This is a genomic window from Pseudarthrobacter sp. NPDC059871 (assembly GCF_042731175.1).
GTDB lineage: Bacteria > Actinomycetota > Actinomycetes > Actinomycetales > Micrococcaceae > Arthrobacter.
In genome coordinates this window covers 1-26,435 of the sequence record NZ_JBHWJV010000002.1, presented here as the reverse complement: position 1 = coordinate 26,435, position 26,435 = coordinate 1, and the positions used below count along the sequence as shown (strand labels likewise).

At 66.9% G+C, this 26,435-nt stretch carries 23 protein-coding genes and 2 pseudogenes; 18 read left to right on the top strand and 7 right to left on the bottom strand.

The window, feature by feature from the left end; genetic code table 11:
- The first annotated feature begins 117 nt into the window (after window positions 1-117).
- Both ACFV4R_RS02840 and ACFV4R_RS02835 read left to right on the top strand, forming a co-directional pair.
- Window positions 118-1,461, top strand: a complete 1,344-nt coding sequence (locus ACFV4R_RS02840; protein ID WP_377200939.1) for a glycosyltransferase family 87 protein — start codon at window positions 118-120, stop codon at window positions 1,459-1,461.
- Between the two features lie 61 nt (window positions 1,462-1,522).
- Entirely contained in the window at window positions 1,523-2,746 is a 1,224-nt protein-coding gene (locus ACFV4R_RS02835; RefSeq protein WP_377200938.1) for a glycosyltransferase 87 family protein, read from the top strand.
- A gap of 12 nt (window positions 2,747-2,758) precedes the next feature.
- Here the strand turns inward: ACFV4R_RS02835 and mptB are convergent, their stop codons facing one another.
- On the bottom strand, window positions 2,759-4,378 hold the full coding sequence (gene mptB, locus ACFV4R_RS02830) for a polyprenol phosphomannose-dependent alpha 1,6 mannosyltransferase MptB (protein ID WP_377200937.1): 1,620 nt from the start codon (window positions 4,376-4,378) through the stop codon (window positions 2,759-2,761).
- A gap of 143 nt (window positions 4,379-4,521) precedes the next feature.
- Window positions 4,522-4,911, bottom strand: coding sequence for a MerR family transcriptional regulator (locus ACFV4R_RS02825; RefSeq protein ID WP_377200936.1), 390 nt, complete (start codon window positions 4,909-4,911; stop codon window positions 4,522-4,524).
- Window positions 4,912-5,152: 241 nt separating this feature from the next.
- Between ACFV4R_RS02825 and ACFV4R_RS02820 the strand changes: the two genes are divergently transcribed.
- Entirely contained in the window at window positions 5,153-6,604 is a 1,452-nt protein-coding gene (locus tag ACFV4R_RS02820; RefSeq protein WP_377200935.1) for a SulP family inorganic anion transporter, read from the top strand.
- 44 nt (window positions 6,605-6,648) lie between these two features.
- Here ACFV4R_RS02820 and ACFV4R_RS02815 read toward each other — a convergent pair whose 3' ends face one another.
- Window positions 6,649-7,065 (bottom strand): hypothetical protein, encoded by a 417-nt coding sequence (locus ACFV4R_RS02815; protein WP_377200934.1) that lies wholly within the window; start codon window positions 7,063-7,065, stop codon window positions 6,649-6,651.
- 98 nt (window positions 7,066-7,163) lie between these two features.
- Between ACFV4R_RS02815 and ACFV4R_RS02810 the strand changes: the two genes are divergently transcribed.
- Window positions 7,164-7,514 carry a hypothetical protein gene (locus ACFV4R_RS02810; RefSeq protein ID WP_377200933.1) on the top strand — a complete coding sequence of 117 codons (351 nt, stop codon included), beginning with the start codon at window positions 7,164-7,166 and terminating at the stop codon, window positions 7,512-7,514.
- A 178-nt stretch (window positions 7,515-7,692) separates the two neighbouring features.
- Here the strand turns inward: ACFV4R_RS02810 and ACFV4R_RS02805 are convergent, their stop codons facing one another.
- The gene (locus ACFV4R_RS02805; RefSeq protein WP_377200932.1) at window positions 7,693-8,721 is read right to left on the bottom strand and encodes a LacI family DNA-binding transcriptional regulator; all 1,029 of its coding nucleotides are present in this window, start codon (window positions 8,719-8,721) and stop codon (window positions 7,693-7,695) included.
- 130 nt (window positions 8,722-8,851) lie between these two features.
- Here ACFV4R_RS02805 and ACFV4R_RS02800 point away from each other — a divergent pair, with 130 nt between their 5' ends.
- Genes ACFV4R_RS02800 through ACFV4R_RS02790 form a run of 3 tightly spaced genes read left to right on the top strand, consistent with a single transcriptional unit; the run spans window position 8,852 to window position 11,894 of the window.
- Window positions 8,852-10,081 (top strand): Gfo/Idh/MocA family protein, encoded by a 1,230-nt coding sequence (locus ACFV4R_RS02800; RefSeq protein ID WP_377200931.1) that lies wholly within the window; start codon window positions 8,852-8,854, stop codon window positions 10,079-10,081.
- Entirely contained in the window at window positions 10,078-10,776 is a 699-nt protein-coding gene (locus tag ACFV4R_RS02795; protein WP_377200930.1) for a ThuA domain-containing protein, read from the top strand. The genes ACFV4R_RS02800 and ACFV4R_RS02795 overlap by 4 nt, the downstream gene beginning before the upstream one ends.
- Window positions 10,761-11,894 (top strand): Gfo/Idh/MocA family protein, encoded by a 1,134-nt coding sequence (locus tag ACFV4R_RS02790; RefSeq protein ID WP_377200929.1) that lies wholly within the window; start codon window positions 10,761-10,763, stop codon window positions 11,892-11,894. Before ACFV4R_RS02795 ends, ACFV4R_RS02790 begins: the two co-directional genes overlap by 16 nt.
- Here ACFV4R_RS02790 and ACFV4R_RS02785 read toward each other — a convergent pair.
- Window positions 11,891-13,042, bottom strand: a complete 1,152-nt coding sequence (locus ACFV4R_RS02785; protein WP_377200928.1) for a diguanylate cyclase — start codon at window positions 13,040-13,042, stop codon at window positions 11,891-11,893. The genes ACFV4R_RS02790 and ACFV4R_RS02785 overlap by 4 nt on opposite strands.
- Before the next feature lie 188 nt (window positions 13,043-13,230).
- On the opposite strand from ACFV4R_RS02785, the gene ACFV4R_RS02780 reads away from it, so the two are divergent.
- The 8 genes from ACFV4R_RS02780 (at window position 13,231) to ACFV4R_RS02745 (ending at window position 22,202) form a co-directional block, all read left to right on the top strand.
- Window positions 13,231-13,440, top strand: a complete 210-nt coding sequence (locus ACFV4R_RS02780; RefSeq protein WP_377200927.1) for a zinc-ribbon domain-containing protein — start codon at window positions 13,231-13,233, stop codon at window positions 13,438-13,440.
- A 125-nt stretch (window positions 13,441-13,565) separates the two neighbouring features.
- Complete coding sequence (locus ACFV4R_RS02775) at window positions 13,566-14,924, top strand: hemolysin family protein (protein ID WP_377200926.1); 1,359 nt, start codon at window positions 13,566-13,568, stop codon at window positions 14,922-14,924.
- The gene (locus ACFV4R_RS02770; protein WP_377200925.1) at window positions 14,917-15,957 is read left to right on the top strand and encodes a hemolysin family protein; all 1,041 of its coding nucleotides are present in this window, start codon (window positions 14,917-14,919) and stop codon (window positions 15,955-15,957) included. The genes ACFV4R_RS02775 and ACFV4R_RS02770 overlap by 8 nt, the downstream gene beginning before the upstream one ends.
- Window positions 15,958-16,244: 287 nt before the next feature.
- Window positions 16,245-17,417 carry a ribosome small subunit-dependent GTPase A gene (gene rsgA / locus ACFV4R_RS02765; protein ID WP_377200924.1) on the top strand — a complete coding sequence of 391 codons (1,173 nt, stop codon included), beginning with the start codon at window positions 16,245-16,247 and terminating at the stop codon, window positions 17,415-17,417.
- A 58-nt stretch (window positions 17,418-17,475) separates the two neighbouring features.
- Complete coding sequence (locus ACFV4R_RS02760; protein ID WP_377200923.1) at window positions 17,476-18,183, top strand: alpha/beta fold hydrolase; 708 nt, start codon at window positions 17,476-17,478, stop codon at window positions 18,181-18,183.
- Window positions 18,184-18,303: 120 nt separating this feature from the next.
- The gene (locus ACFV4R_RS02755) at window positions 18,304-19,419 is read left to right on the top strand and encodes an agmatine/peptidylarginine deiminase (protein ID WP_377200922.1); all 1,116 of its coding nucleotides are present in this window, start codon (window positions 18,304-18,306) and stop codon (window positions 19,417-19,419) included.
- Window positions 19,416-21,146, top strand: a complete 1,731-nt coding sequence (locus ACFV4R_RS02750) for an amidase (protein WP_377200921.1) — start codon at window positions 19,416-19,418, stop codon at window positions 21,144-21,146. The genes ACFV4R_RS02755 and ACFV4R_RS02750 overlap by 4 nt, the downstream gene beginning before the upstream one ends.
- A 204-nt stretch (window positions 21,147-21,350) precedes the next feature.
- A complete protein-coding gene (locus ACFV4R_RS02745) occupies window positions 21,351-22,202 on the top strand; it encodes a pentapeptide repeat-containing protein (protein WP_377200920.1) in 852 nt (283 codons plus the stop codon).
- A 60-nt stretch (window positions 22,203-22,262) separates the two neighbouring features.
- Here ACFV4R_RS02745 and ACFV4R_RS02740 read toward each other — a convergent pair whose 3' ends face one another.
- A complete protein-coding gene (locus ACFV4R_RS02740; protein WP_377200919.1) occupies window positions 22,263-23,546 on the bottom strand; it encodes a glycoside hydrolase family 27 protein in 1,284 nt (427 codons plus the stop codon).
- A gap of 116 nt (window positions 23,547-23,662) precedes the next feature.
- On the opposite strand from ACFV4R_RS02740, the gene ACFV4R_RS02735 reads away from it, so the two are divergent.
- Both ACFV4R_RS02735 and ACFV4R_RS02730 read left to right on the top strand, forming a co-directional pair.
- Window positions 23,663-24,919 carry a D-arabinono-1,4-lactone oxidase gene (locus tag ACFV4R_RS02735; RefSeq protein ID WP_377200918.1) on the top strand — a complete coding sequence of 419 codons (1,257 nt, stop codon included), beginning with the start codon at window positions 23,663-23,665 and terminating at the stop codon, window positions 24,917-24,919.
- A gap of 49 nt (window positions 24,920-24,968) precedes the next feature.
- A pseudogene (locus ACFV4R_RS02730) lies at window positions 24,969-25,303 on the top strand (hypothetical protein).
- Between the two features lie 43 nt (window positions 25,304-25,346).
- Here ACFV4R_RS02730 and ACFV4R_RS02725 read toward each other — a convergent pair.
- Window positions 25,347-25,943: a MarR family winged helix-turn-helix transcriptional regulator gene (locus ACFV4R_RS02725; RefSeq protein WP_377200917.1), complete on the bottom strand. Its 597-nt coding sequence runs from the start codon at window positions 25,941-25,943 to the stop codon at window positions 25,347-25,349.
- A gap of 291 nt (window positions 25,944-26,234) precedes the next feature.
- On the opposite strand from ACFV4R_RS02725, the pseudogene ACFV4R_RS02720 reads away from it, so the two are divergent.
- Window positions 26,235-26,435, top strand: a pseudogene (locus ACFV4R_RS02720) (hypothetical protein); the annotation flags it as partial.

Below are 26,435 nucleotides of genomic sequence, written 5' to 3'. Positions count from 1 at the left end.
CCGTGAATTAGAGTTGAACCCGGGCGGAAACTGTTCCAGGCCCTTCGATGTTCCTGAACGACGCCGCTGTGCGCCTGCCGTGCGGCAGCGTCCAGCCACCCGCGCAACCACTTACGTGTGCCACGACCTGACAAGGATCCCGCCATTTCCACGGACGCTTTCTTCGGCAATCTCACCCGGATCCGCAACGTCATCATTCCCAGCCGGGCGCGTGCGGTGCTGAACACGCCGCGCGGACTCCTGGGCGGGTTCATCGTGGTGCACCTGGTCTTCCTCATCTTCGCCGCCTCACTGTCGCTGCGCGGCGAGGCCTTCAGCGATACGTTCATCTACCGCGACTGGGCCATGGCCGGGTTCAACGATGCCAACCTGTCCGGTGGACCCAGCCCGTGGGTCTACCCGATCCTCGCGCTCATCCCCATGGCTATCGCCGGCGCCGCCGGACCGGGACCCTTCTTCTTCCTCTGGGTCCTGATGACCACCCTCCTCAACGGCTGGGCGCTCCTCAAACTGACTGAACGCGGCCGCAACACGGACGCCATCCCCGCGGGCTGGTGGTGGCTGGCCTTCACCTTCCTGATGGGCTGGCTCGGCTTCGCCCGCGTTGACGGCCTCACCGCTCCCCTGGTCCTGGTGGCCCTGGCCTACGGCGTGGGCCGGCCGTTCATCGCCTCCGTTCTGCTGGCCATCGGCACCTGGGTGAAGGTATGGCCGGCGGCCATCATGCTGGCCCTCTTCGCTGTGGTCAAGAACCGCCTCGTGGTGGTCCTGGCCGGCCTGGCGACGTCTGCCGCCGTCGTCGCGCTGGCAGCCGCCCTGGGCAGCGTTCCCAAGCTGCTGAACTTCCTCACCCAGCAGGGCGACCGCGGCATGCAGCTCGAAGCCACGTTCACCACCCCGTGGCTTTGGCTGTCCGTCCTGAACGCCGGCGGCTCCCGCATGTACATGAACACGGACATCAACTCCATGCAGGTGGACGGCCCCGGAACCGCCACCATGTCCGTGCTGATGCAGCCGCTGCTGATCCTGGCGGCCCTCCTGGTGGCCGGTATGACCTTCTGGGCACTCCACAACGGCAAGCAGCACAAGGTTGCCGGCGGCGTGGACCGCACCGAGCTGCTCCTGGCCGGCGCCCTCGCCCTCGCCGCAGCGTTCGTGGTCTTCAACAAGGTGGGCTCACCGCAGTTCATGGTGTGGCTTGGCCCGGCCGTCGCCGTGGGCCTGGCGCACAGCTGGCGCGAATGGCGCGTCCCCGCGGTGATGCTCATTGCCATTGCCGTGGCCACCTACTTCATCTACCCGCTCTTTTACGATGCCCTCAGCCACAACAACCCGTGGATGGCGCTGGTGCTGACCATCCGCAACGTCCTTCTGGTGGTCCTGTTCCTGTGGAGCGTCCGCCGGCTGTACCTGCTGGGCAGGAAATCACCGGCCTCTGCTCCTGCGCTGAAGGAGTCCTGACATTTCCACGACGTTCTTTGACCGCCTGGTCAGTGTCCGCACCCGGCTGCTCCCGGCGAAGGTGGTGGACTGGTTCGCCAGGCCGTCCAGCGTGTGGTGGGGCTTCGCCGTCGTACACCTGTACTTCCTCGGCTGGATGGCGTCCTTCTTCCTGAACGGCGACACGTTCAGCGACACGGAGCAATACCGCCAGTGGGCCACGGACGGCTACAACCCGCAGGACCTGGACGGCAAAATCAGCCCCTGGGTCTACCCGGTGCTGGCCCAGCTGCCCATCTTCCTGGCGAACATCGCCGGGCCCGGCCTCTACCTGCTCATGTGGTTCCTGATCATCACAGCCCTCAACGCCGTCGGGATCCTCTACCTGACGCGAGGGCCGCGCAAAGTCAGCGGCATCGCCCCTGCATGGTGGTGGCTGTTCTTCACCATCTTCATGGGCTACCTCAGCTTCGCCCGGGTGGAAGGCATCACCGCGCCCATCGTGCTCATCGCGCTGCTGTACGCGGCGGAACGCCCCGTTGTTGCCGGCGTCCTGCTCAGCATCGCCACGTGGATCAAGGTGTGGCCCGCGGCCGCCCTGGCGCCCATCGTGATCGCCAGCCGCAAGCGCATCCAGGTGGTCCTGGCCGGCGCCGGCGTCACGGCCGTGGTGGCCCTGGGAACGTGGCTGTCCGGCGGCCTGCCGCACATCATGGACTTCCTCCTGAACCAGGGCGAACGCGGCATGCAGCTCGAAGCCACCTTCTCCACGCCGTGGGTGTGGCTGAGCGTCTTCCACATTGCCGGGTCCAAAATGGCGGACAACACGGCCATCAACTCCACCGAGGTCTACGGCCCGGGCGCCAGCACTGCGGCGTTCCTGATGCAGCCACTGCTGATCCTCGCGGCCGTGGTGGCCGCCATCCTGCTGGTCCGTGCACTGAAGCGCGGCGCCGAACGCGAGGAACTGTTCCTCGAGGGGTCCCTGATGATGGTCACCGCCTTCATCGTGTTCAACAAGGTGGGATCGCCGCAGTTCATCATCTGGCTGGCTCCGGTGATCATCGCCGGCCTCGCGCACGACTGGGACCGCTGGAAGGTCCCCGCGGCGCTGCTGATGGGCATCGCCATGACCACGTTCGTGATCTACCCGCTGTTCTATACTCCGCTGATCCACGCCCACCCGGTGATGGCAGCCATCCTGACCACCCGGAACGTGCTGCTGGTAGTCCTGCTGTGGTGGTCGGTGAAGCGGACCGCCGAGCTGGGCCGGAAGAACTCCGCCCCGGTAACTGCCGGGGCCTAGAACGCTCGGGACCTAGCCGCTTTCGGCGTGGTCCACGGACGTCCGGTCCGCATCCGCGCGGCGGGCGGCCCGGCGCTCCGCCACCCACTGCCAGCCCGTGCGGGCCAGGTCCAGCGGACGCCCCTCGATGAGCAGCTTGCGTGTATGCACGTCGAGGAATAGAAGGTAGAACGTAAAGGCCAACGCCGTGACGAACGCCAGCGACGACGGCGGGATGGGCAGTTCCACGAAACCCCACACGGAGAGCTGGTCCTGCGCGCCGAACACCACGAAGAACGTGACACCCACGTAGAGCGACCGGATCTGCCAGTCGTCGCGGATGCCGGTGACGGCCAGGAACGGCAGGAACCACAGGATGTACCAGGGCTGGATGATGGGCGAGAGCATTACGACGGCGGTGAACGCCAGCGCCATCCGGCGCACCGCCCGCGAGTAGTCGCCGCGGAACATGAGCAGCAGCACCAGCCCGATGGCGGTCCACTTCATGCCGGTCCGAAGCCACGTGGCGAAGGCCCCGCCCGGCAGGCCGAGGACGTTGGCGAGGAACTCCACCTGCTGCCCCAGGAAGCCTGAGGGCGAGTAGCCGGTGTAGCCGGGGGTGGTGTCCAGGATGGCCCAGGTCCAGCCCATGCCGAGGTTGTACGGGATGCCGCTGAGCAGCAGGACAACCAGGCTAATGCCCGCGGTAGCACCCCACATCAGGAACTTCCGGAGCCAGGACGCCGAGGGTCCGGCCCACATCACCCCGATGAATGGCAGCAGGAGCACGGTGATGGGCTTGATGCCGATGGATGCGGTGACCAGCAGGATGCCGAGCAGGTAGCGCCGGGTGGCCGCGAAGTACACGCCGGCCACCGCCAGGCCCACCATCAGGGCGTCATTGTGGGCGCTGGCGATGAAGCTGATCAGGAACAGCGGGTTGGCTACCGTGATCCACAGCGCCCGGGCACCGTTGATGCCGTGCAGTGCGGCGAGCTTGGGCACGTAGATGACGCAGAGCAGCACGCCGACGCCGGCCAGCAGGCGGAAGAGGAGAACGGACGCGTCGGGCTGCGCTCCGGTCAGCCCCACCACCCCGCGCGCGAGCCAGAGGAAGTACGGACCGTAGGGCGTCCGGTTTTCCGCCCAGGCGGGATCGGCGCCGAGGGCGAACCAGTTGTTGAGGGTGGAAATTCCCACCTCGTACGGGTTCTGGCCTTCCTGGACCAGCCGTCCCTGGCCTGTGTACGCGTAGACGTCACGGGAAAACACCGGGACGCAGAAGATCAGGGGAAGCGACCATGCAGACACGGCAATGACCACGGACCGCAGGGATTTGCTGCCCCAGTCCGCGAGCCGTTGGCCCAGCCGCAGCCAGGAGCGCATCAGGAGCATGGCGCCGAGGGTGAGGAGGAAGGTGGATACCGTGACGCCCCAGCCTTCGGTGCGCAGGGCGATGACCACGGGCTGGCGGATCATGGGCGAACCGTTGGCGATCCACCCCGTGCCGATGGAGCCCACGAACATCATCAGGGAGCCGATGAAGCCTTCGATGGTGGCGAGGTAGGCACGTCCTTTGGCCGGCGCGGACGCCGTTGCCGGTGTGCCCGGCCGGCTGTCCGAAGTCCGGAGGTGTGACCCGCCTGCCGTCATGATTGTGTCTGGTCCCCTACCTGGTTGCGGCGCTGGCTGGACCAGCGAGAAAAGGCCGCCCTGCAACCCGCCCATTTTATCAGCCGGCTTTGCTGCTTCTCCGGTCTGCGGCAGGGAGGCTGCCCACAGTTTTCGCAAAGTCCTTACTGCGCGTGAAGGAGTGCCAGGAACTCATCGGCCATGCCGAGCTGTTCCTCCAGCTTGGCGCGGCGCCGCGCGGCCTCCTCAATGAAGGTGTTCAGCTCTGATCTGATGGCGGTGTCATCCTGGCCGGGCTCGAAAGCCTCCAGCGCGTCAATGACCCGCAGGAGCTCAGCCATGGCCTCAAGGGTGAATCCCAGTGGCTTCATCCGGCGGATCACCAGCAGGCGGGTGAAGTCGCGTTCGGTGTAGAGCCGGAAGCCGCCTTCGGTCCGGCCCGACGGTTTGAGCAGGCCCACCTCGTCGTAGTGCCGGATGGTCCGCAACGACATCTGCGACCGGTCCGCGAGCTCGCCGATGTGCATCGTTGCCACCACTTCTTCGGCGGTCATTTCTTTCACCATCACGTCACCAACCCTGGTCAACCCTCACGTTAGGGTAGTGTTGCCCACGCACCCGGACGTTGCCGGTGCATTCCTTCTCCACCCATTGTCTTCCATGACCGGGCTGGACCCGTGCGCAGTGTGGCGCAGAAACGTTCCCCACCGCTCTCCCCCAACAGAGCCGAGTCCCTGGAGCCGCTCCTTGGCCGTCGCCGACCGCCCTCGCCCTTTCCGGCAACCCGTCACCGTGATGACCGCCCTGCGCTCCCCACGGCAGCTGTCCCGCGAGGTCCTCGCCGGGATGGTCACAACGCTCGCGCTGGTCCCTGAGGTCATCTCCTTCTCAATCGTCGCGGGAGTCGACCCGATGGTGAGCCTTGTCGCCTCCATCGTGCTGGCCCTGGCGATGTCCATCCTTGGCGGCCGGCCGGGAGTGGTCACCGCAGCAGCCGGTTCCGTGGCACTGGTCATAGCCCCACTGGTGCACGAGCACGGCGTGCAGTACGTCCTGCCGACTGTTCTCCTGGCCGGCGTTATCCAGGTGGTCTTTGGCCTGGCAGGCCTCGCCCGCCTGATGCGGTTCATTCCCCGCTCGGTGATGATCGGGTTCGTGAATGCCCTGGGTGTGCTGATCTTCATGGCGCAGGTGCCGCACGTCCTCAACGTCCCGTGGCTCGCCTATGCCCTGTTCGCCCTGACTTTCGCGATCATTTTCATCCTTCCGCGGTTCACGAAGGTGGTCCCGTCGCCGCTGGTGGCGATCGTCGTCGTGACCGCAATCGCGATCATTGCCGGCCTCGGGGTTCCAAACGTCTCCGACGAGGGGCCCCTCACAGGCAAGCTTCCCGGCTTTACGCCGTTCCTCTTCCCGGTGAACGTTGAGACCTTCCAGCTGATCCTGCCCACCGCACTGAGCGTGGCCTTCGTGGGGCTCATGGAAACGCTCCTCACCGCAAAACTCGTGGACGACATCACCGACACCCCGTCGCACAAGGGCCGCGAGTCCTGGGCGCTGGGCGTCTCGAACATCCTTGCCGGTTTCTATGGCGGCATCGCCGGGTGCGCGATGATCGGGCAGACAGTGCTGAACGTGAAGACCGGGCAGGCCCGCACCCGCATCTCGACGGTGGTGGCAGGGGTGTTCCTGCTGGCGCTGGTAACGGGGCTCAGCTCGATCATGGGCCAGATTCCCATGGTGGCCCTCGCCGCCGTAATGATGGTGGTGGCCGTCACCACCGTCGACTGGCACAGCGTCAAGCCGTCCACCCTGAAGCGGATGCCGCTGCCGGAAACCCTCGTCATGGGCGTCACGGTGGCCGTCGTGGTGTTCACCGGGAACCTTGCCTACGGCGTCCTGGTGGGCGTGGTCCTCGCCATGGTGCTGTTCGCGCGCCGGGTGGCCCACGTCATCAGCGTGGACCGGAAAGTGGCGGACGACGGTGACAGCGTCCGCTACGACGTGGTGGGACCGCTCTTCTTCGGCAGCAGCAACGACCTCGTGGAACACTTTGCGTACGCCGACGACCCGGCGTCAGTGACCATCGACCTCAGCCATGCCCAGATTTGGGACGCCTCCACCGTCGCCGCCCTCGACTCCATCGAAACGAAGTACGCCGACCACGGGGCCACGGTGGCGATTCAAGGCCTCGATGAACGCAGCACCGGATTCCACCGCCGCCTCAGCGGGCACCTCGGCTCCTGATCCCTCCGGTCATACGGTGCACGGCCGGCGCGCAGGGGCGTGTGTCAGCGCCGGACGAGGATGTTGTCCTGGATCAGGGCATAACCCTGGCCCACCAGGTCCCCGGTATCCTCGCCATCGGCCACCACCGCCGCCTCGCTGCCGTACCCCAGAAGATTGGTGGTCAGCACCGGGCCGTCGTCCGTTGCGCACGCCGAACCCCACCGGTCCTTGCCCGCGTCCGCAACCTGGATCAGGCAGAATCCCGCCTCCTGGTCGGGGCGGGCAAGGTAGAACCGGAAGCCTCCGTGATCGGCTGCCAGCCTGACAGTGGAGGGGTCCGTGCCCTTGAGGTCCACGAACACGGGGACCTCATCTTCTACTGAAGCTGCCCGGTCAAGAATTGCCATGCCCGGCTGCTGCGGATCCGGGGTACATGACACCAGCGCCAGCATCGCCACGGCGGTAACTGCGGACGTCACGACAGAGCCTCGGACCGGCATAATTCCCCCACCTCAACAGAAAATATCTACCCAGCAACGATATTGCCGGGGAACACGTTCCGCAAAAGCGGCTTGACTTGATCCATGCAGCAATTCGATGTTATGAAAAACGGCCGACCGCACCATTTACCAGCATGCATCATGACCGTCAATTCATAAACAGCCCAAATTGCGCCGAATATCCCTGCTACGCTCAATCCGCCATCGAAATCGTATGGATTCACAAATGGGGGAAAATGAATATCAGAAAAATTCTTTTGGCAGCGACAATCTCCGCAGGCCTAAGCCTCGGCCTCGCTGGGCCTGCCCACGCATCCGAAACGCCGCCGGCGGCGCCTTCCGGCGACAATGTCCAGGCCGCAGTAGACCACCATTTTGCGAACCTTAATGCGCCTGCCATCTGGAACGTTTGTTTTTTACAACGTTGACCGCTACAACCTTTTCGGTTTTCATACCGGCACTGAGCGTGGGACGGCATTCTTCCCCACAGGAGTTTCGTGCCGTGTGATTTACGGATAAGGCGGTATTCGAACGCGGGCACCCATTACCGGAATAGGCAATGGGTGCCCTTTCGTGCTCCAGGAAGTTGAATGGCGAAGGGCTGGCCTATCCCCCGTGAGGGGCCGCCGTTGATTCCCGGACCACCAGCTTCGTGGCCAGTTCGACCCGTCGGGAGTCCGGTACCTCCCCCTGGACCTGGCGCAGGATAATCCGGAGGGCCGCCCGGCCGATGTCCCGCAGCGGCTGCGCCACGGTGGTCAGGGCCGGAACGGATTCCTCCGCCTGCCTGATGCCATCGAATCCCACCACGCTGAGTTCCTGCGGGATCCGGACCTGCTGGCGGAGGGCTTCGGCGATCACCCCCAAGGCGATGGTGTCGCTGGCGGCAACCATTGCTGTGGGCGGGGGATCGAGCAGCAGCAGGTCGCGGAGCCGCCGCGCTCCGTCGTCGGACCTGAACTCCCCGGCCAGGACGTACCGGTCCTCCGCGGCGATCCCCTGCGAGCGCAGCGCCGCGAGGTAGCCGTGCAGCCTGGCCTGGCTGCACTCCACCGCTTCAGGACCTCCGAGGAACGCTATCCGCCGGTGCCCCAGCGACAGAAGATGCGCCGTGGCGTCCTTGGCGCCGGCCCAGTCGGTGCAGCCGACGCTCACCACCTGCTCCGACGGCGGATTCAGCGGATCGATGACCACCACCGGAACGCCGCGGCGGTGGAAGGCGTCCAGCGGCGCATCCCCGAAGGCCGAGGTCACCACGATCATTCCGCACCGCCCCTGGTCCACGATGCGCTGGGCACGCTGCTCGGGGTTGGGCGCTCCCCCGCGCGAACCCGTGCTGCTCAGCACCACCTCCACGCCGCCAGCGGTGGCCGAATCCATGATTCCGGCCAGCACCTCAGCCGTATAACCGGAATTCAGGGAGTCAACCACCACCTCCACCACCGGGACTGCCGCGAGGGAGCGGCGATGCTGCACCGGCGACCTGTAGCCCGACTCTTCCAGGACGGCGAGGACCCGCTTCCGGGTTTCCGCCGCGACATCCGGCCGGCCGTTGATCACCTTGGAGACGGTGGGAACCGAAACACCGGCCTGCCGCGCCACCGCCGAGAGGGTCAGCCTGCTGCGATTCTCCATCCGCGCATCCCATCCCGTGATCGAAAGTTTTCGGTAATCAAAAGCCTTGACTCCAGAAGTGAAGCCCAAATAGCGTCAAAGTATCCCGAAATAGTACCGAAAACTTTCGAACGGCTGCAAAGAGGCACACATGGCAAACTCCACCCCGCTGCGCGTCGGCATGGCGGGCTACGCCTTCATGGGCGCCGCTCATTCCCACGCGTGGCGGACGGCCCCGCGGTTCTTCGACCTTCCGCTGGTTCCGGAACTGACCGCCCTGGCCGGCAGGAACGCCGACGCCGCTGCGGCAGCAGCCGCCAAGCTGGGCTGGAGTTCCACCGAAACGGACTGGCGCCGGCTCATCGAGCGGGATGACATCGACCTCATCGACATCTGCACTCCCGGCGACACGCATGCCGAGATTGCCATTGCCGCTCTGGAAGCCGGCAAGCACGTCCTCTGCGAAAAACCCCTGGCCAACACGGTGGAGGAGGCTGAACGCATGGCCGCTGCGGCACGGACCGCCGCCACTCGCGGCGTCTACGCCATGTGCGGCTACAGCTACCGCCGCACCCCGGCCCTGGCGTTGGCAAAGCGGATGGTGGACGGCGGCAGGCTGGGAACCATCCGCCATGTACGTGCCCAATACCTCCAGGACTGGCTCAGCGACGAAAATGCCCCCATGACCTGGCGCCTGGACAAGTCCAGGTCCGGCTCCGGTGCGCTGGGCGACATCGGCGCCCACATCATCGACGCCGCCCAGTGGATCACCGGCAGGGAGATCTCCGGGGTGTCGGCGCTGATGGAGACGTTCGTCCGGGAACGGCCCCTTGCCGGCGACCTCGTGGGCCTTGGCGGCCATGGAAACCTCGACGCCGGCTCGCCCCGGGGTGCGGTTACTGTCGACGACACGGCGATCTTCACGGCAAGGTTCGACGGCGGCCCGGTGGGGGTTTTCGAGGCCACGCGCTATGCGCTGGGGCGGCGGAACGCCATGCGGCTGGAGATCAACGGCAGCGAGGGCTCCCTCGCCTTCGACTTCGAGGACAACAACGTCCTGTCCTTCTATGACGCCGCCGAAGGTCCCGACGCCGGCTTCCGCAGGATCATCGTCACCGAACCCGAGCACCCCTACGTGGGCAACTGGTGGCCCACCGGCCACGGCCTCGGCTACGAGCACGGCTTCACCCACCAGGTGGTGGACCTGGTGACCGCCCTCGCGGCCGGCCGCCAGCCTGAACCGTCCTTCGATGACGCCCTGCAGGTGCAGCGTGTCCTCGCAGCGGTGGAGGGCAGTGCGGGCAACGCCTCCCGCTGGCAAGAGATCCGCCAACCAGACCCAGCCTCCAACTCCTCTGCACATAAAGGAATATCCCTATGACCGGAACGAAGAACGCCCTGGTGGTCCGCGGCGGGTGGGACGGGCACCAGCCCGTCGAAGCAACAGACCTGTTCATCCCCTTCCTCAAGGACCACGGGTACGACGTCCGGATCGAGGAGTCCCCCAAGATCTATGCCGATGCGGACTACATGGCCGGCGTGGACCTCATCGTCCAGTGCATGACCATGAGCACCATCGAAAAGGACGAGTTCGCAGGCCTGCGGGCCGCCGTCGAAAATGGGACCGGCCTGGCGGGCTGGCACGGCGGCATCGCAGATTCGTACCGCAATACCTCCGACTACCTGCACCTGATCGGCGGGCAGTTCGCCTGCCACCCGGGCAAACATCCGGACGAGCGCCATGGGGAACAGGCGGACAATTACGTTCCCTACACCGTGAACATGCTTCCCGCCGCCGCAGACCACCCCATCACCCGCGGCATTCCCGACTTCGGCCTGGTCACCGAGCAGTACTGGGTGCTGGCCGATGACTACATCGACGTCCTGGCCACCACCGCCCAGAAAGTGCGGCCCTGGGATCCGTGGCACCGCGAGGTCACCTCACCGGCCATCTGGACCCGCCAGTGGGGCGCGGGAAAGATCTTCGTGTGCACCCCCGGCCACCGCGTGGAAATCCTGGAGGACACCAGCGTCCGCACCATCGTGGAGAGGGGGCTGTTGTGGGCCAGCCGCTGACCGCAGGCACCGCCATCACCGTCGGCATCATCGGCTGCGGCGCCATCAGCGCCCAGTACCTGGCGAGCTTCCGCCGCCTGCCGAACGTCCGGCTCACCGCCGTCGCGGACCTGGACCTTTCCCGCGCGCAGGCTGTGGCGGACTCCTGCGAAGACGTGCGCGCCCTGACCGTGGACGAACTGCTGGCTGATCCCGCCGTCGGCCTCGTCCTGAATCTCACCATTCCCGCCGCCCACGCGGACATCGCGCTGCAGGCCATTGCCGCCGGGAAGGCCGTGTACGGCGAAAAGCCGCTGGCCGCGAGCACCAAGGAGGCCCGGGAGGTCCTGGACGCGGCGAAAGCGGCCGGCGTCGTCGTGGGCTGCGCTCCGGACACGGTCCTGGGCACCGGAATCCAGACCGCGCGAAAGGCGATCGACGACGGCCTGATTGGCACCCCCGTCGCCGCCACCGCCGTGATGGCCACCCCGGGACACGAGCGCTGGCACCCCAACCCGGACTTCTACTACCAGCCCGGCGGCGGCCCGCTGCTGGACATGGGCCCGTACTACGTCACAGCGCTGGTGACCCTGCTGGGTCCCGTGGTTTCCGTGACCGGCGCCGCCAGCCACACCAGGGACCAGCGCACCATCGGCTCCGGCCCCCGCGCTGGCGAAGCCGTTCCCGTCCAGGTGGACTCGCACGTCACCGGGACGCTGACGCACGCCGGCGGCGCCATCTCCACGCTGGTGATGAGCTTCGACGCCGTTCGCACCAAAAGCCCCAACTTGGAGGTCCACGGAGAGCGCGGCTCGCTGGTGGTTCCGGATCCCAACAGGTTCGACGGCGACGTGGAGCTTTTCACGCTCGGTGCAGCGGACTGGGAGGTGCTTCCGGTGTCAGCCGGCTACGTGGGGGCGGGCCGCGGCTTCGGGATCGCGGACCTGGCGGCCACCCCTCCCGGCAGCGAGCCGCGGGCCGGAGGCGAACTGGCGTTCCACGTCCTGGATGTCATGGAATCGCTGCTGGAGGCTGCACGGACTGGGGCCGCCACGGAGGTGCGGAGCACCGTTGCCAGGCCGTCGCCGGTCCCCCTGACCGCCGCCCCGCCGGAGCAGGGCGCGGAGGGCAACGCCTAAACGCGCCCGTCGCTGCGGGCGCTCCGGTTCCGGCCCAGGGACTTGGCCGTGTACAAAGCCGCGTCCGCTGCGGCGATGAGGTGGTCCACCTGGGAGGTCCCGGCGTCGTACGTTGAAATCCCGTAACTCGCCGTGGGCATCTCCACCCCGTCCAGGCGGGCGTCCGCGGCGAGGCGGCGGCTGATCTCGGAGGCCACCAGCTCTGCCCGTTCGGGGCTGGCCCCGGGCATCAGGAGGACGAATTCCTCGCCGCCGTAACGCCCCACCAGGTCGGTGGTCCGTACCGTGGCGATGCAGGCGTCCGCGAAACGGCGAAGCGCCACGTCCCCTGCCGCGTGGCCGTAGGTGTCGTTGACGGATTTGAAGTGGTCCAGGTCAGCCAGGATCAGGGCCCCGGAAGCGCCGGTGATGGCCCGGTCCGCCAACTGTTCGGCGGCCAGGTCCAGGAAGGCTTTCCGGTTCAGGAGCCCGGTGAGGTCGTCGCGCGAGGCCACCACGCGCAGGGCCCGCGTCTGCTGCTCGCTGCTCAGGGCAGCCATGCTGAAGGACACCACCACGAGGAGCACCATGGTTACCAGCGTGGTGACGGCGGACCCAAACACGGTGACGAAGGTGCGCCCGTCCTGGCCTTCCAGGACGAAGGCCAGCCAGCGGAAGAAGTAATAGACGGCCAGGCCGCCGGCGGAGACTGCCATGGGGATCCGGACCCTGGAGTACCCCGGTTCCAGGCGCCACAGTTCACGTGAGGCCAACCCGATGCTGATGCTCATGGCGGCCAGGAATACTGTTCCGCCGGACCAGGTGTTGGTGGCCGGACTGTCCAGGACCGACGCCACCAGTGTTGCCAGGGGAAGGCCCGCGAAGGCCCACATGGGCGGGCGGACGGTACGCAGGGACCGGGCACCTGCCCAGACGGCCACACCGCCGGTGACCAGCAGCACGTTGCCCACGGGGTTGGCCCAGACCTGGTGCGGCGTCCCGTCCAGCAGGAAACACCCTGAGCCGCCCAGGAAGAAGATCAGTGCCACGCACCACCAGCCGCTGTACGGCGAGCGCGTTACCCGGTACGCCGAGAAGTAGAACAGCACCACCAGCACCAGGGCCATGAGGCCGAATGCTATCCGAAGGGTCGCCGTATCCAGAACCATGTCTCCGAAAGTCCCCCAAACGCCGAAACCCTAACTGCCCCAAGTATCGCACCGCCCCGGCGGGCCCGCACCCACCCACCACGCCATGACGAACGTGTGCGGACCGCCTAGTGTGGAAGATGCTGCCGGATCACCCGTGCAAGCCACCAGAAAGGCCCGCCTTGCTCCTCCTCTTTGGCTTTAAGACAGTGGACAAAGCCCTCCCCGGCAGGCCCGGTACGTGCCAGCACTGCCGCGCCCACGTACACCACGCACTGGTTGAGCGGGCCACCAAGTTCACGCTGTTCTTCATCCCGGTGTTCACCACATCCCGGAAATTCCGCATCACCTGCACCAACTGCGGTTACGTCTCGTCCATCTCGGGCCGCCAGAAGCGGGCGCTGGAAATGCGCGGCTGAGGGATGCGGGAACTTCCGGCCGTCCCGTACAGTTAAAAGCACTATGGACGACCCTCCTTCACATATGCCCTGGCCCCTCTGCCATCTGACCGGATCACCGGCCACCACAGGAGAGGGGCGCCCCAATGTATGAATGGATCATGCTGGGCATCGGCCTGGTCCTGACCGTCGGCACCGGCTTCTTCGTAGCCTCCGAGTTCGCCCTGGTGAACCTGGACCGGCACGACCTCGAAGCCCGCCAGGCCCGCGGCGAGAAACGCCTCGCGCCCACCATCAAAGCCCTCAAGATCACGTCCACCCACCTTTCGGGTGCACAGCTGGGCATCACCCTCACCACGCTCCTCACCGGTTACACGTTCGAGCCCGCCATCAGCCGGATGCTCAGCGGGCCGCTGACGTCCGCGGGCCTGCCTGAACCACTGGTGCCGGCCATCGGATCCGTGGCGGGTATTTTCCTGGCCACCATCTTCTCCATGGTGATCGGCGAACTGGTCCCGAAGAACTTTGCCCTGGCCGTGCCGCTGGCCACTGCCAAGGTGGTAGTGCCGTTCCAGGCGCTCTTCACCACGGTCTTCAAGCCAGTGATCCTGCTCTTCAACAACACCGCCAACAAGATCATCCGCGGCTTCGGCATCGAACCCAAGGAAGAACTGTCCGGCGCCCGGAGCGCGGAAGAGCTGAGCTCCCTGGTTCGCCGCTCCGCCCTCGAAGGCGTCCTTGACCTGGACCATGCCACGCTGCTGCACCGGACGCTCCGCTTTACCGAACACAGCGCGGTGGATGTCATGACGCCGCGTGTCCGGATGACCGCTGTGGGTACCGAGGACACGGCAGAGGACATTGTCAGCCTGGCGAAGTCCACCGGATACTCCCGCTTCCCGGTCATCGGCCGGGACCGTGACGACGTGGTAGGCGTCCTGCACGTAAAGCAGGCGTTTGCCCTCGCCCTGTCCGACCGCGCCGGCACTACCGCCGGCGACCTCATGATTGAACCGCTCCGCGTTCCCGAATCCATGGGCGTTGACACTCTCCTGAACCTGCTCCGCAAGCAGGGGCTGCAGGTGGCCATCGTCTCCGACGAGCACGGCGGCACCGCCGGGATCGTCACGCTGGAGGACCTGGTGGAGGAGATCGTGGGTGAACTGGAGGACGAGCATGACCGTGCCCGCGTGGGCGTGGTCCGCACCGGCCGCTCCATCACCTTCGACGCCGCGCTGCGCCCGGACGAACTCCTGGACCGCACCGGCATCCGAGTGCCGGACGGTGAGTACGACACCGTTGCCGGCTTCGTGACGGACCAGCTGGACCGGCTGCCCGAGCTCGGAGATGAAGTGGAGGTCGACGGCGGCACGCTCCGTGTGGAGCGCGCGCTGGAGACCCGCGTGGAGCGGCTCCGCTTCACGCCCGCCGAATCCGGCGACGCACCGCTAAGCCCGCACGACAGGATCGTGGACAACATCACCCGGGAGCTGACCCATGAGTGAATATCTTCCCGGCATCATCTGGCTGGCCGTGCTCCTGGTGGTGAACGGCTTCTTCGTCGGCGCCGAGTTCGCTGTGATCTCGGCCCGCCGGTCGCAGATCGAACCCAAGGCGGAAGCGGGCAGCAAAGCCGCCAAAACCACGCTGTGGGCCATGGAGCACGCAACGCTCATGCTGGCCACCAGCCAGCTGGGCATCACGGTCTGTTCGCTGATCATCCTGAACGTCTCCGAGCCGGCCATCCACCATCTCCTGGAAATCCCGCTGGGCCTGACGTCCCTGTCCTATGAGGCCATCAGCATCATCGCGTTCATCGTGGCGCTGCTGCTGGTGACCTTCCTGCACGTTGTGCTGGGCGAGATGGTGCCCAAGAACATTTCGTTCTCGGTCCCCACGCGCGCTGCGCTGATCCTTGCCCCGCCGCTGGTAGTTGTGGCACGGATCTTCAAGCCCGTGATCTGGACGCTTAACGGGATCGCCAACGGCATCCTGCGCCTGTTCAAGGTGGAACCCAAGGATGAGGCCACCAGCGCCTACACCCTGGACGAGGTGGCCAACATCGTGGAGCAGTCCACCCGCGACGGCATGCTGAAGGACACCACCGGCGCCCTGAGCAATGCGTTCGAGTTCACTGCCAAGACGGTGGCCGACGTCCAGGTTCCGCTGAAGGACATCGTGCTGCTCCCGGAAACGGCCACCCCGGCCGACATCCAGCAGGCCGTGGCCCGGCACGGGTACTCCCGCTACATCGTCACGGACAGCAAGCGCGAGCCTGCGGGCTACCTCCACCTCAAGGACGTCATGGACCTCACCACGGCGGAGAAGTTCGCCCGGCCGGTGCCCGCCAAGCGGATCCGGCGGCTCGCCTCGGCCTTCGCAGGCTCCGAGCTTGAGGACGCCCTCGCGGCCATGCGCCGCACCGGCGCCCACGTGGCCCGGGTGTCCGACGCCGGGGGAACCACCACCGGCATGCTGTTCCTCGAGGACATCATCGAAGAGCTGGTGGGCGAGGTGCAGGACGCCACCAGCGCCTGACCGGCGTTCCAGCACCAATGGTGCGGCCCCCTTCTCGGGGGGCCGCACCTTTTTTGTGCCAGGCCCTAGCCCCCGACGGCGGACGCCGCTAAAGTGGGTCCCGGTTCCGCCCTGCCGTTCCCGGCAGGGGGACGGGAACCTTTCGAGGGATTGGAGGTGGTTTTGATGACTGCATTTGCCGCGCGCCTTGGGCGCCCCGCAACCATCAACCCAACCCCTTTCCCCGCCTGCACCGCCAGCGCCTGACGCGCGCCGGTGCACCGGGACATTCTCCCGAGGAAATTACCTTGAACACTTCTTCAGGCAACGCCCTGGACAGCACCATCACCACCCACCAAGCAACCGACGGTCCGACCGGTTTCGGCTACACGGCCGCCGTCGCCCGATATTTCGAGGACCATCCCTGCCCCGAGGGCACCGGACACGGGCGGGTGGTCCGCGTGGACCGCAACCTGCTGCTCGTGGCGGTGGCCGACGGGATGCTCCACCTCCCCTATCCACTAACCGGTGAGGCTGCCGTCACCGGCGACTGGGTCTGGATCGGGCCCAACCGGGCCGGTGACCGGCAGATCCTGGCCGTCCTTCCACGCCGGTCTGAACTCAGCCGCAAACGCGCCTTCGAGGACTCATCCGCCGAGCAGGTCCTGGCGGCGAATATGGACACGGTGGGGGTGGTGGTTCCCGTGGACCGGCCCCTCACGCACAACCGGCTCGAGCGGACGCTCGTGGCGGCGTGGGACTCAGGCGCCACTCCCCTGGTGATCATCACCAAGGCGGACCTTGCGCAGGTGGCGGACGACGTCGTCGGGAAGGTCATCCTGCAGGCGGCGGGCGTGGAGGTGGTCACCACCTCGGCCGAAAACGGCGACGGGATCGACGAACTGCTGGCGAACATCCCGGCCGGCGGCACCATCGTGCTGCTGGGGCCCTCCGGCGCCGGCAAGTCCACGCTCATCAACGCGCTGGTGGGCCGGGAAGTCCAGCACACCGGCGAGGTCCGGACCGGCGACTTCAAGGGCAAGCACACCACCACCTCCCGGGAACTGGTGCCGCTGGCCAACGGCACCGTGCTGATGGACACCCCGGGCGTCCGCGGGTTCGGGCTGTTCGACGCCGAGGACGGGCTGGGCGAAATGTTCGGCGACGTGGAAGAGCTGGCCGGGACGTGCCGGTTCAGCGATTGCGGGCACGGCAATGAGCCGGGGTGCGCCGTCCGGGAGGCCATCGACGACGGTGTCCTGTCGGAGCGCCGCTGGAACTCCTACCTGAAGATGCAGCGGGAACTGGCGGCCCTGGCGAGGCGGTCCGACGTCGCGGCCCAGCGGGCCTACTACCGCGAGTGGCACCAGAAGGTGGTGTCCGTGGGCAAGTCGCAGCGGTGGGCGGAGCGTGAAGTGGCCGAGAAGCAGGAGAAGGCCGGCGGCACCGGGCGGGGCAAGCGGCGCAAGGGCAGCCGCTGACGCCCGGTGCCCCCGGCCTCCCTGCCTGGTTGTCATAGACGGGGAGTAGGGTGCGGTCATGGACATCATCCTCGTTCCCGGATTCTGGCTTGACGCTTCTTCCTGGGACGGGGTGGTGCCGGCGCTTGAAGCTGCCGGGCACCGCCCCGTTCCCCTCACCCTGCCCGGGCTGGAGTCGAAAGACGCCAACCGGGCGGGGATCGGCCTGCGTGACCACATCGACGCCGTGGCGGCGGCAGTGGATGGCTTCGACGGAAAAGTGGTGCTGGTGGGCCACTCCGGCGGTGGCGCCATCATCCATGGCGTCGTCGATTCCCGGCCGGATCGCGTGGCGCGGGCCATTTACGTGGACAGTGGTCCCCTTGGCGAGGGCGGGGTGATCAATGACGAACTGGAGACGGACGGCCACGACGTTCCGCTCCCGCCCTGGGAAGGATTCGAAGACGCCGACCTGGTTGACCTCGACGACGCGTTGCGGGAACAGTTCCGCGCCCGGGCAATCCCGCAGCCCAAGGGCGTGGCCTTTGACCAGCAGCACCTCCACGACGAGCGGCGCTATGACGTGCCGGCCACCGTCATTGCCTGCGAGTTTCCTTCCGCGATGATGCACGAGTGGATCGCTGGAGGGCACCCCTTCGTTGCTGAACTGGGCCGGATGAAGGACGTGGAGTACGTGGACCTGCCCACCGGCCACTGGCCACAGTTCACCAAGCCGGACGAACTGGGCAAGGCCATCGTGGCAGCCGTGGGCTCGACGGGAAGCTGAGGCCCCAAGCTCTGCCTGCCCTCCGCCGGCGCCCGCGTACCGGGCTGCCGCGCAGCTTTCCTGCGCGTCATTTTGGCCAGGACCCTTGCGCGGCCGGGCTGCACTCCTCATACTAAATGAATGACATTCATTTACGCCTCTCTTGACGGAGCCAGCGCCGCCCCCGCTCAAGCAACCCCGGCTGACCGGGCAGCCGCCTCCGGTGTCATGCCGGCTGAGTGGGTTGACCACGCGCAGACCTGGATGGCCTTCCCGCCACCCAATGACACCTTCGGGCCGGCGGGGAGCCCCACCCTGGACCGCGCACGCGCGGCATGGACCAGCGTGGCCCGGACCATTGCCAAGTATGAACCCGTCACCGTGGTGGCCGATCCCCGGGATGCCACGGCAGCCCGCGAGTGGCTCGGCAGCGGCATCGCGGTGGTGGAGATTCCGCTGGACGACGCCTGGATCCGGGACAGCGGCCCCAGTTTCGTGCACCACCCGGACGGTTCGCTGGCTGCCGTCGACTGGGTTTTCAACGGCTGGGGTGCGCAGGAGTGGGCTGCCTGGGACCAGGACCGGAAGGTGGCCTCTGCGGTGGCAGCGCAAGCCGAAGTCCCCGCCCGCTCCAGTTCGCTGGTCAACGAGGGCGGCGGGTTCCACGTGGACGGCGAAGGGACGGTGCTGCTCACCGAAACGGTCCAACTGGATCCCGGACGGAACCCCGGAGCCACCAAGGAATCGGTGGAGGCTGAGATCCACGCCGCCCTCGGTACCACCAAGGCAATCTGGCTACCCCGCGGACTCACCAGGGACTACGACGAGTTCGGCACCCGCGGCCATGTGGACATCGTGGCCGCCTTCGCCGGGCCCGGCACCATCCTGCTGCACCGGCAGGACAACCCGGACCACCCGGACCATGCCGTCTACCTTCAGTTGAAGGCCGTCCTGCAGGGCCAACTAGACGCCCAGGGCCGGCCCCTGCGCATTATCGACGTTCCGGCGCCCACCGTCCTCTCGGATGAGGACGGATACGTGGACTGGTCTTACATCAACCATTACGTCGCCAACAACGTGGTGGTGCTGTGCGCGTTCGGCGATCCCAACGACGCCATTGCACAGGGCATCCTGGAACGCGCCTACCCGGGACGGACGGTGGAACTCGTGGACGCCCGGGACATCTTCGCCTTCGGCGGCGGCATCCACTGCATCACCCAGCAGCAGCCGGCACCCCGAAAAAGCGCCTCATCATGAGCCCGTTCAATGTGGTCGAGGCCGGTATCGTCACGCTCCGCGGCGCCTTGGAGAGGGGCGAAACCACCAGCGAGGAGCTTGTCGGCGCATACCTGGCGCGGATAGAGAAGTATGACTCAAACGGCATATGCCTGAACGCCGTGGTGGTGATGAATCCGGACGCGCTGGAAGAGGCGCGGGCCTCGGACCGGCGGCGGACTGATGGTTCCCTGCTCGGCCCGCTGGACGGAATCCCCTACACCGCCAAGGACAGCTACCAGGCCCGCGGCCTGACGGTGGCCGCCGGCTCACCTGCGTTCAAGGACCTGGTGGCGCAGCGGGACGCCTTCACCATCGAGAGGCTCCGCGCCGGCGGAGCCGTGCTGATCGGCCTGACCAACATGCCGCCCATGGCCAACGGAGGTATGCAGCGCGGCGTATACGGCCGTGCCGAGAGCCCCTATAACGCTGACTACCTCACCGCAGCCTTCGCATCGGGATCCTCCAACGGATCCGGCACAGCCACGGCTGCAAGCTTCGCGGCCTTCGGGCTTGCGGAGGAGACCTGGTCTTCAGGCCGTGCCCCGGCGTCCAACAATGCATTGTGCGCCTACACACCCTCCCGCGGCGTCATCTCCGTGCGCGGCAACTGGCCCCTGGTGCCGACCATGGACGTGGTGGTGCCCCACGCCCGCACCATGGCAGACCTCCTGGAGGTCCTGGACGTGGTGGTGGCTGACGACACCGAAACCCGGGGCGACTTCTGGCGTGTCCAGCCGTGGATTCCGATACCCAAGGCATCCGCTGTCCGGCCGCCGTCGTACGTGGACCTCTCCGTGCCGGACCCCACAGCCGCGGCAGGCGTGCTCGCCGGAAAGCGGTTCGGCATCCCCAGGATGTACATCAACGCCGACCCTGACGCCGGCACGGCACCGAACCCGGGAATCGGCGGACCCACCGGCCAGCGCATCGACACCCGCGGCTCCATCATCGCTCTGTGGAACGCTGCCCGCCGCGACCTCGAAGCCGCCGGCGCGGAAGTTGTGGAGGTGGACTTCCCCGTGGTTTCCAACTACGAGGGCGACCGGCCCGGCAAGCCAACCATCGCCACCCGCGGCCTGGTGTCCACGGACTACCTCCGCCGCGAAATCGTCGACCTCTCAGCCTGGGCATGGAACGACTTCCTGGACGCCAACGGCGACCCCCGGTTGAACCGGCTGGCCGACGTCAAGGGCTCAAACATCTTCCCGGCACCCGATGGTTCCCTGCCCGACAGGTACGACGGCTTCGATGACGACATCAGCGACTATCCGGCGTGGATCCGCGAAAATGGCGCACCGGTCCTGGCGGAGATCCCGCACCTGCGCGCCGGGCTGGAGGGCCTGGAAGAGACCCGCCGCACGGACCTGGAGCAGTGGATGGACCGGCTGGGCCTGGATGCCGTGGTGTTTCCCGCCGCAGCGGACGTTGGCCCCGCCGACGCAGACAAAAACGAGGATTCCGCCGATCTGGCCTGGCGCAACGGCGTCTGGGTGTCCAACGGCAACCTGGTCCCGCGCCACCTGGGCATCCCCACCGTCACGGTTCCCATGGGGTTGGCCGCGGACATCGGCATGCCGGTGGGACTGACCATCGCCGGCCGGGCCTACAGTGACACGGAACTGCTGCGCCTCGCCGCAGCCTTCGAAGCCACCGGAAACCGGCGCGTACCACCGCCGCGCACCACGTCCGAAGGAGACGTCGAATAGCCCTGCCCCGGACCTGGACCCAACAGCTATTCTGGACGCAGTGATTTTCATTTCCTGCCTGTGATCCACAGCTTCCGAAGCCTTCGCCCGTCGCTCCGGCCCTCGGCCATAACGGGGGCGGTGATTCCGCGTGCCATGGAGGGGAACCCCGTTGTGGGTTCCCCTCCCCCGGCACCCTTATCGGAACCATCATCGGGAGACCCCATGAACATCCAGCCACACGGCACACCCCTCCTCACGCAGGACACCCTCCGGCCTGACTGCTCCAACTGCTTCGCGCTCTGCTGCACCGCCTTCGGCTTCACCCGCTCGGCGGATTTCGCCATCGACAAGCCACCCGCTGCCGAATGCCACAACCTGGCTACCGACTTCTCCTGCACCATCCACAACAGGCTCAGGCCCCGCGGGTTCCGTGGCTGCACGGTCTTCGACTGCTTCGGTGCCGGCCAGTCGGTCAGCCAGGGCCTCTTTGCCGGGATCAGCTGGCGGGAGGACCCTGCATCACAGCCGGCCATGTTTGGGGCCTTCCGGGTGGTCAAACAGCTTCACGAGATGCTCTGGCACCTGGCCGAAGCCCACCGGCGGACCTACAGCCCGGACACTGCCGCAGATGTGCAGCACCTTCGGGTGACGCTCGAGGACGCCGCGGCCGGCGACGCGCAGGCAGTCCTGGACCTCGATGTGGAGGCCCTGCACCACAGCACCGCACGGCTCCTGCGGACGGTCAGCGAGGAGGTCCGGGCAGGCTACTTGACGGACGACGACGGCCCGGCCACCCGCCTGCGCCCTGGCGCGGACCTTGCCGGTGCCGGGCTGCGCGGGTTACAGCTGTGCGGGGCGGACCTTCGTAACGCACTGCTGATTGGCACGGACCTCCGGGGCACGGACCTCACAGCAGTGGACCTGCTCGGTGCCGACCTGCGGGATGCAAGGCTCGACGACGCCGACCTGGCCGGTGCGCTCTTCCTCACCCAGTCGCAGGTCACCTCAGCCCGGGGCAACGGGGGCACGCGGCTGCCGCAGGTGCTGGCACGGCCCGGTCATTGGGCGGACTGAGGTGCGCACCGCAAAGCGTGCGGCGGGCCGGCTGTCAGGCCCGGGAGTCAGGAATGGGAGTCAGGCCCGGGAGAACGTGTAGAAGCCCACCCCGTGGGCGGGAAGATCCACCTCCAGTGCCGGTATCCAGTCAACAGCCGAGATTCCGGCGCTGGAGCCGCTCCAGGCCTCCCGCACCTGCCAGCCGCCGCGCTGCGGGAGGCCCAGGTCCGCGAGCGGCAGGGAACGGACCAAGCCGGCAGTCCCGGTGTTGAAGCATGCCGCGTACCGGTCCTCCGACGTCGTGCTTTCCGCTGCCCAGACCACCAGGTCCCCGTCGCGGAGCAGCTCGCGGCTGTTGGAACCGGTCCGGTGGGCCGCCAGCAGGTCCGTGTTGGTCAGCAGGTCCAGGGTCTCAGGGGGTGAGGACGGAAGGTCACAGCCGATCATGAGCGGGGACCGGGCGATGCACCAGAGCGAGAGCATGGTGCGCTGCTCGTCGGCGGTGAGGCGGCTGAGCCGTTCCGCGCCGCGTTCGGCCCGCTGCGCTATCCGCCCCACCGGCAGCATGTCTGCGTCCGCCCAGCCGCCCGGCCGCTGGTGGGGTGCCCAGCGGGCCATGCGGGCGAACTGCGCTTCCACGTCTTCCCATACGTCCCAGAGGTCGTCGGAGACCCGCCACATGGTGGCGTTGGCCCGCAGGTGGTCCAGCCGCGAAAGCGACAGCGCCCTGCCCGGCGAAAGGCTGAGGACCATGTCCCGGCCGCAGCGGTCCATGGCCTTCCGGTAGGCGGCAATTTCCGCGTCGAAGTAGGGGCCCAGCATGTCGTCGGCCTTGACGAAGTCCACGCCCCAGGCGGCGAAAAGCCGCAGCTGGGAGTCGTAGTAGGCCTGGGCTGCGGGCTGGCTGTGGTCAAGGCCGTAGTTGTCCGCATTCCAGCTGCAGACGGAGACGGTGTCCGCGATCTGGTCTGCGGTGGCTGCTGTTCCTTCCACCGGGAGCCGCTCGAGGACAGCCTGTCGGGGAATGCCGCGCATGATGTGCAGGCCGAATTTCAGCCCCAGGGCATGGATCCGGTCGGCCAGCGGCTTGAACCCCAGCCCGCCGGCCGCCGAGGGAAACCTGTTGACGGCAGGGAGCGGCCGCCCGTACCGGTCGAGTTCCAACCGGGCACCGTGGTTGTATCCGCCGGCCCGCGCAGCCGGTTCGTACCACTGGATGTCCACCACCACTGTGTCCCAGCCGTGCGGAAGGAGGTGCTGGGCCATGAAGTCGGCGTTGGCCAGCACTTCAGCCTCGGTGACGGACGTGCCGTAGCAGTCCCAGCTGTTCCAGCCCATGGGCGGCGTGGGGGCGATAGTCATCCGGCCAAACTACAACGTTGGAAATCGATGCGCCACCCTGTGGAAGTGCCTTGACACCTCCATTTGTTAGCGCTGACTGTGGATGAAGCCACAAACCCGACCGGAGAGCCACATCATTGAAGAACTGGGCAGGAAACCTCGAATACGCGTCGTCCGCCGTGCACCGGCCAGGATCGGTGGACGAGCTCGCCGGCCTGGTTGCGGCGGCGCCCCGGGTCAAGGCGCTGGGCTCGCGGCACTCCTTCAACCGGGTGGGCGACACCGAGGGACTGCACATCCTCTTGGACGGCCTGCCGCACAGCATCGAGCCGGACAGCGAACGGCAAACCGTCCGGGTCAGCGGGGGCGTCAGCTATGGCGAACTGTGCCGGGCGCTTGAACGGTCAGGCCTTGCCATTCACAACCTGGCATCCCTCCCCCACATCTCGGTGGCCGGGGCCATCCAGACCGGGACGCACGGCTCCGGCGTCAACAACCAGTCCCTCGCGGGCGAGGTGCAGTCCATCGAGCTGGTCCGGCCGTCCGGGGACGTCCTCACCCTGGCCCGCGCTGACGGGGACGTCTTCCTGGCCAGCGTGGTGGGCCTTGGTGCCCTGGGTGTCGTCACCGCCGTCGAACTCTCCACCCGGCCCAGCTTCCGGATGCGGCAACGCGTCCTCGAAGACATGCCGTGGGACGCAGCACTGGCAAACTTTGATGCCCTGGTATCCGCCGCCTACAGCGTGAGCCTCTTCACCACCTACGCGGGTGATGCGGTCAGCCAGGTCTGGCTCAAGGCCCTCGACTCCGAACCTCCGCTGGCTGAGCTTTTCGGCGCCACCTCCGCCACCCGTCCACGGCATCCGCTGCCGGACATGTCCGCGGAGAACTGCACGCAGCAGCTGGACCAGGCCGGTCCGTGGCTGGACAGGCTGCCTCATTTCCGCCACGAGTTCACGCCCAGCAACGGAGAGGAGCTGCAGAGCGAGTACATCCTGCCACTGGAACACGCCCCGGCCGCCATCGAGGCCGTTCGCACCCTGGCGGACCGGTTGGCGCCGCTGCTGTTCATCTCGGAAATCCGGACCGGGGCGGCCGATGAGTTCTGGCTCAGCCCGTTCTACCGGCAGCAAAGCGTGGCCCTGCACTTCACGTGGAAGCCGCTGCAGGCGGACGTCGAAGCGCTCCTCCCGGAACTCGAGGACCTGCTGCGCCCCTTCGGCGCCAGGCCCCACTGGGGCAAACTCTTCACGACGTCGCAGTTCGATTGGGAGCAGCTGTACCCGCGCTTCGCGGGCTTCCGGTCGCTCGCCTCGGCCCATGATCCTGAGGGAAAGTTCCGGAACGTCCTGCTGGACGGCATCCTCGGCGTTCCCGCTGCCAGCGGACGCTGAAACCCGGAACGCGCCAGGCCGTGACGACGGCGGCGGCTAGGCTGGAGACATGAAACGTCGCTTCGCAGCCCTGTCCGCCCCCCGCTCCTGCTTCTCCTCGCCGGCTGCGGCGCCGTGGAGGAGGCTGCTACGGATGCAGCCAACGATGCTGCATCGAAGGTCGCCACAGCGGCTGCGGACGAGGTCAACAAGCAGATCTGCGCCGTGGTCCAGGACGGCCTGGTGAGCGTGCAGGACAAGCAGGTGCTGGCCGGATTGGTTTCCGCCGCACGCACTGCCGGAGTCCCCACGGACATCACGACGCCGTTGGGTGAGATAGCCGAGGCCGGAGACCAGGTGCCGGCCGAGTCGGTCCAGGCGCTGCAGGACGCCTGCGCAGCCTAGCGACACCCGGCGGCACCACCCTACGCCAGCCTTCCGGGCCCTGTTATTGCGACTGATCGAGCCCGTGCAGTCCTCCCGTGGCGGGAGGCCCGTGACCCTTCCGGTCGTGGACCGTCCGGTCCCGTGAGGACCGCTCAGGAGCCTGCGTCCCGTGCGGGGTCCGCTCATGGCCGGCCCTGTGCTGCGGCGGGGCAAAGGGAACCACGTCCGAGTTCCTGCTCGCCGGTGCGGCCCGGATGAACTTGGCCAGTTCTTCGCGCAGCACCGTCCAGCCGATATCCGGGTCATCCGGGTAGGCATCCACTTCAGCCTGCCGCGCTGCTTCCAGCGCCGCGATTCCGACTTCGGTCAATTCGACCTTCAACTGGCGACGGTCTGAGGCCTGCCGCGTCCTGGTGATCTGTCCCGCGGCTTCCAGCCGGGTGAGGACCCTGCCCAAGGTCTGGCTTTGGACACGGATGGCATCAGCAAGCCTTTCCTGGTTCAAGGGTCCGCCGGACAGTCCTTCCAGGGCGATGACTGCGGCTCGGGTCAGCCCCAGCGGAGCCAGTGCTTCATCCTGCCGCCGTTGGACCAAACGCGCCGCCAGGGTGATCAGTCGATAGCTGTTCCGGGCATCCGGATCAAGATTGCTGGTCATCGGGCCGTGGCCTTCCTGTAGGTGGCAAAGCGGGGATCGCCCTTCATCGCTACCTACCTACAATAAGCATGCTTAGCATCATCGTCGCAAGTGAAGTCATTGCCCCTCCCCCCAAAAGGCCGGACGGACGTCCCTTTTAGCGTGTCCGGCGGCCCTTTTTTAGAAAGTCCACGCCAGCCCCCTTGCGGACCAAAAGGGAAGTGTGCTTACTATCTAATTAGTAACCTTGCTTACTAAACAGCCAGCTTTGCTGGTTCTTAATCGCCAGCTGACTTGAGGAAAGAGAGCCCGATGACAGAGAACCAATGGCCCCAGACCCCCAACCCGGCCGTCACGGATCCCTACGGCGCCGCCACGGTCGAGGACGACTTCACTACTGCCCCGACGCCCGGTCCCGCCGGCGGTTCGAAAACCGATGCGGCAAAGGCGGAGGCCTCTGACGTGGCAGGACAGGCAACGTCTGCAGCCAAGGATGTGGCGCACACGGCGAAG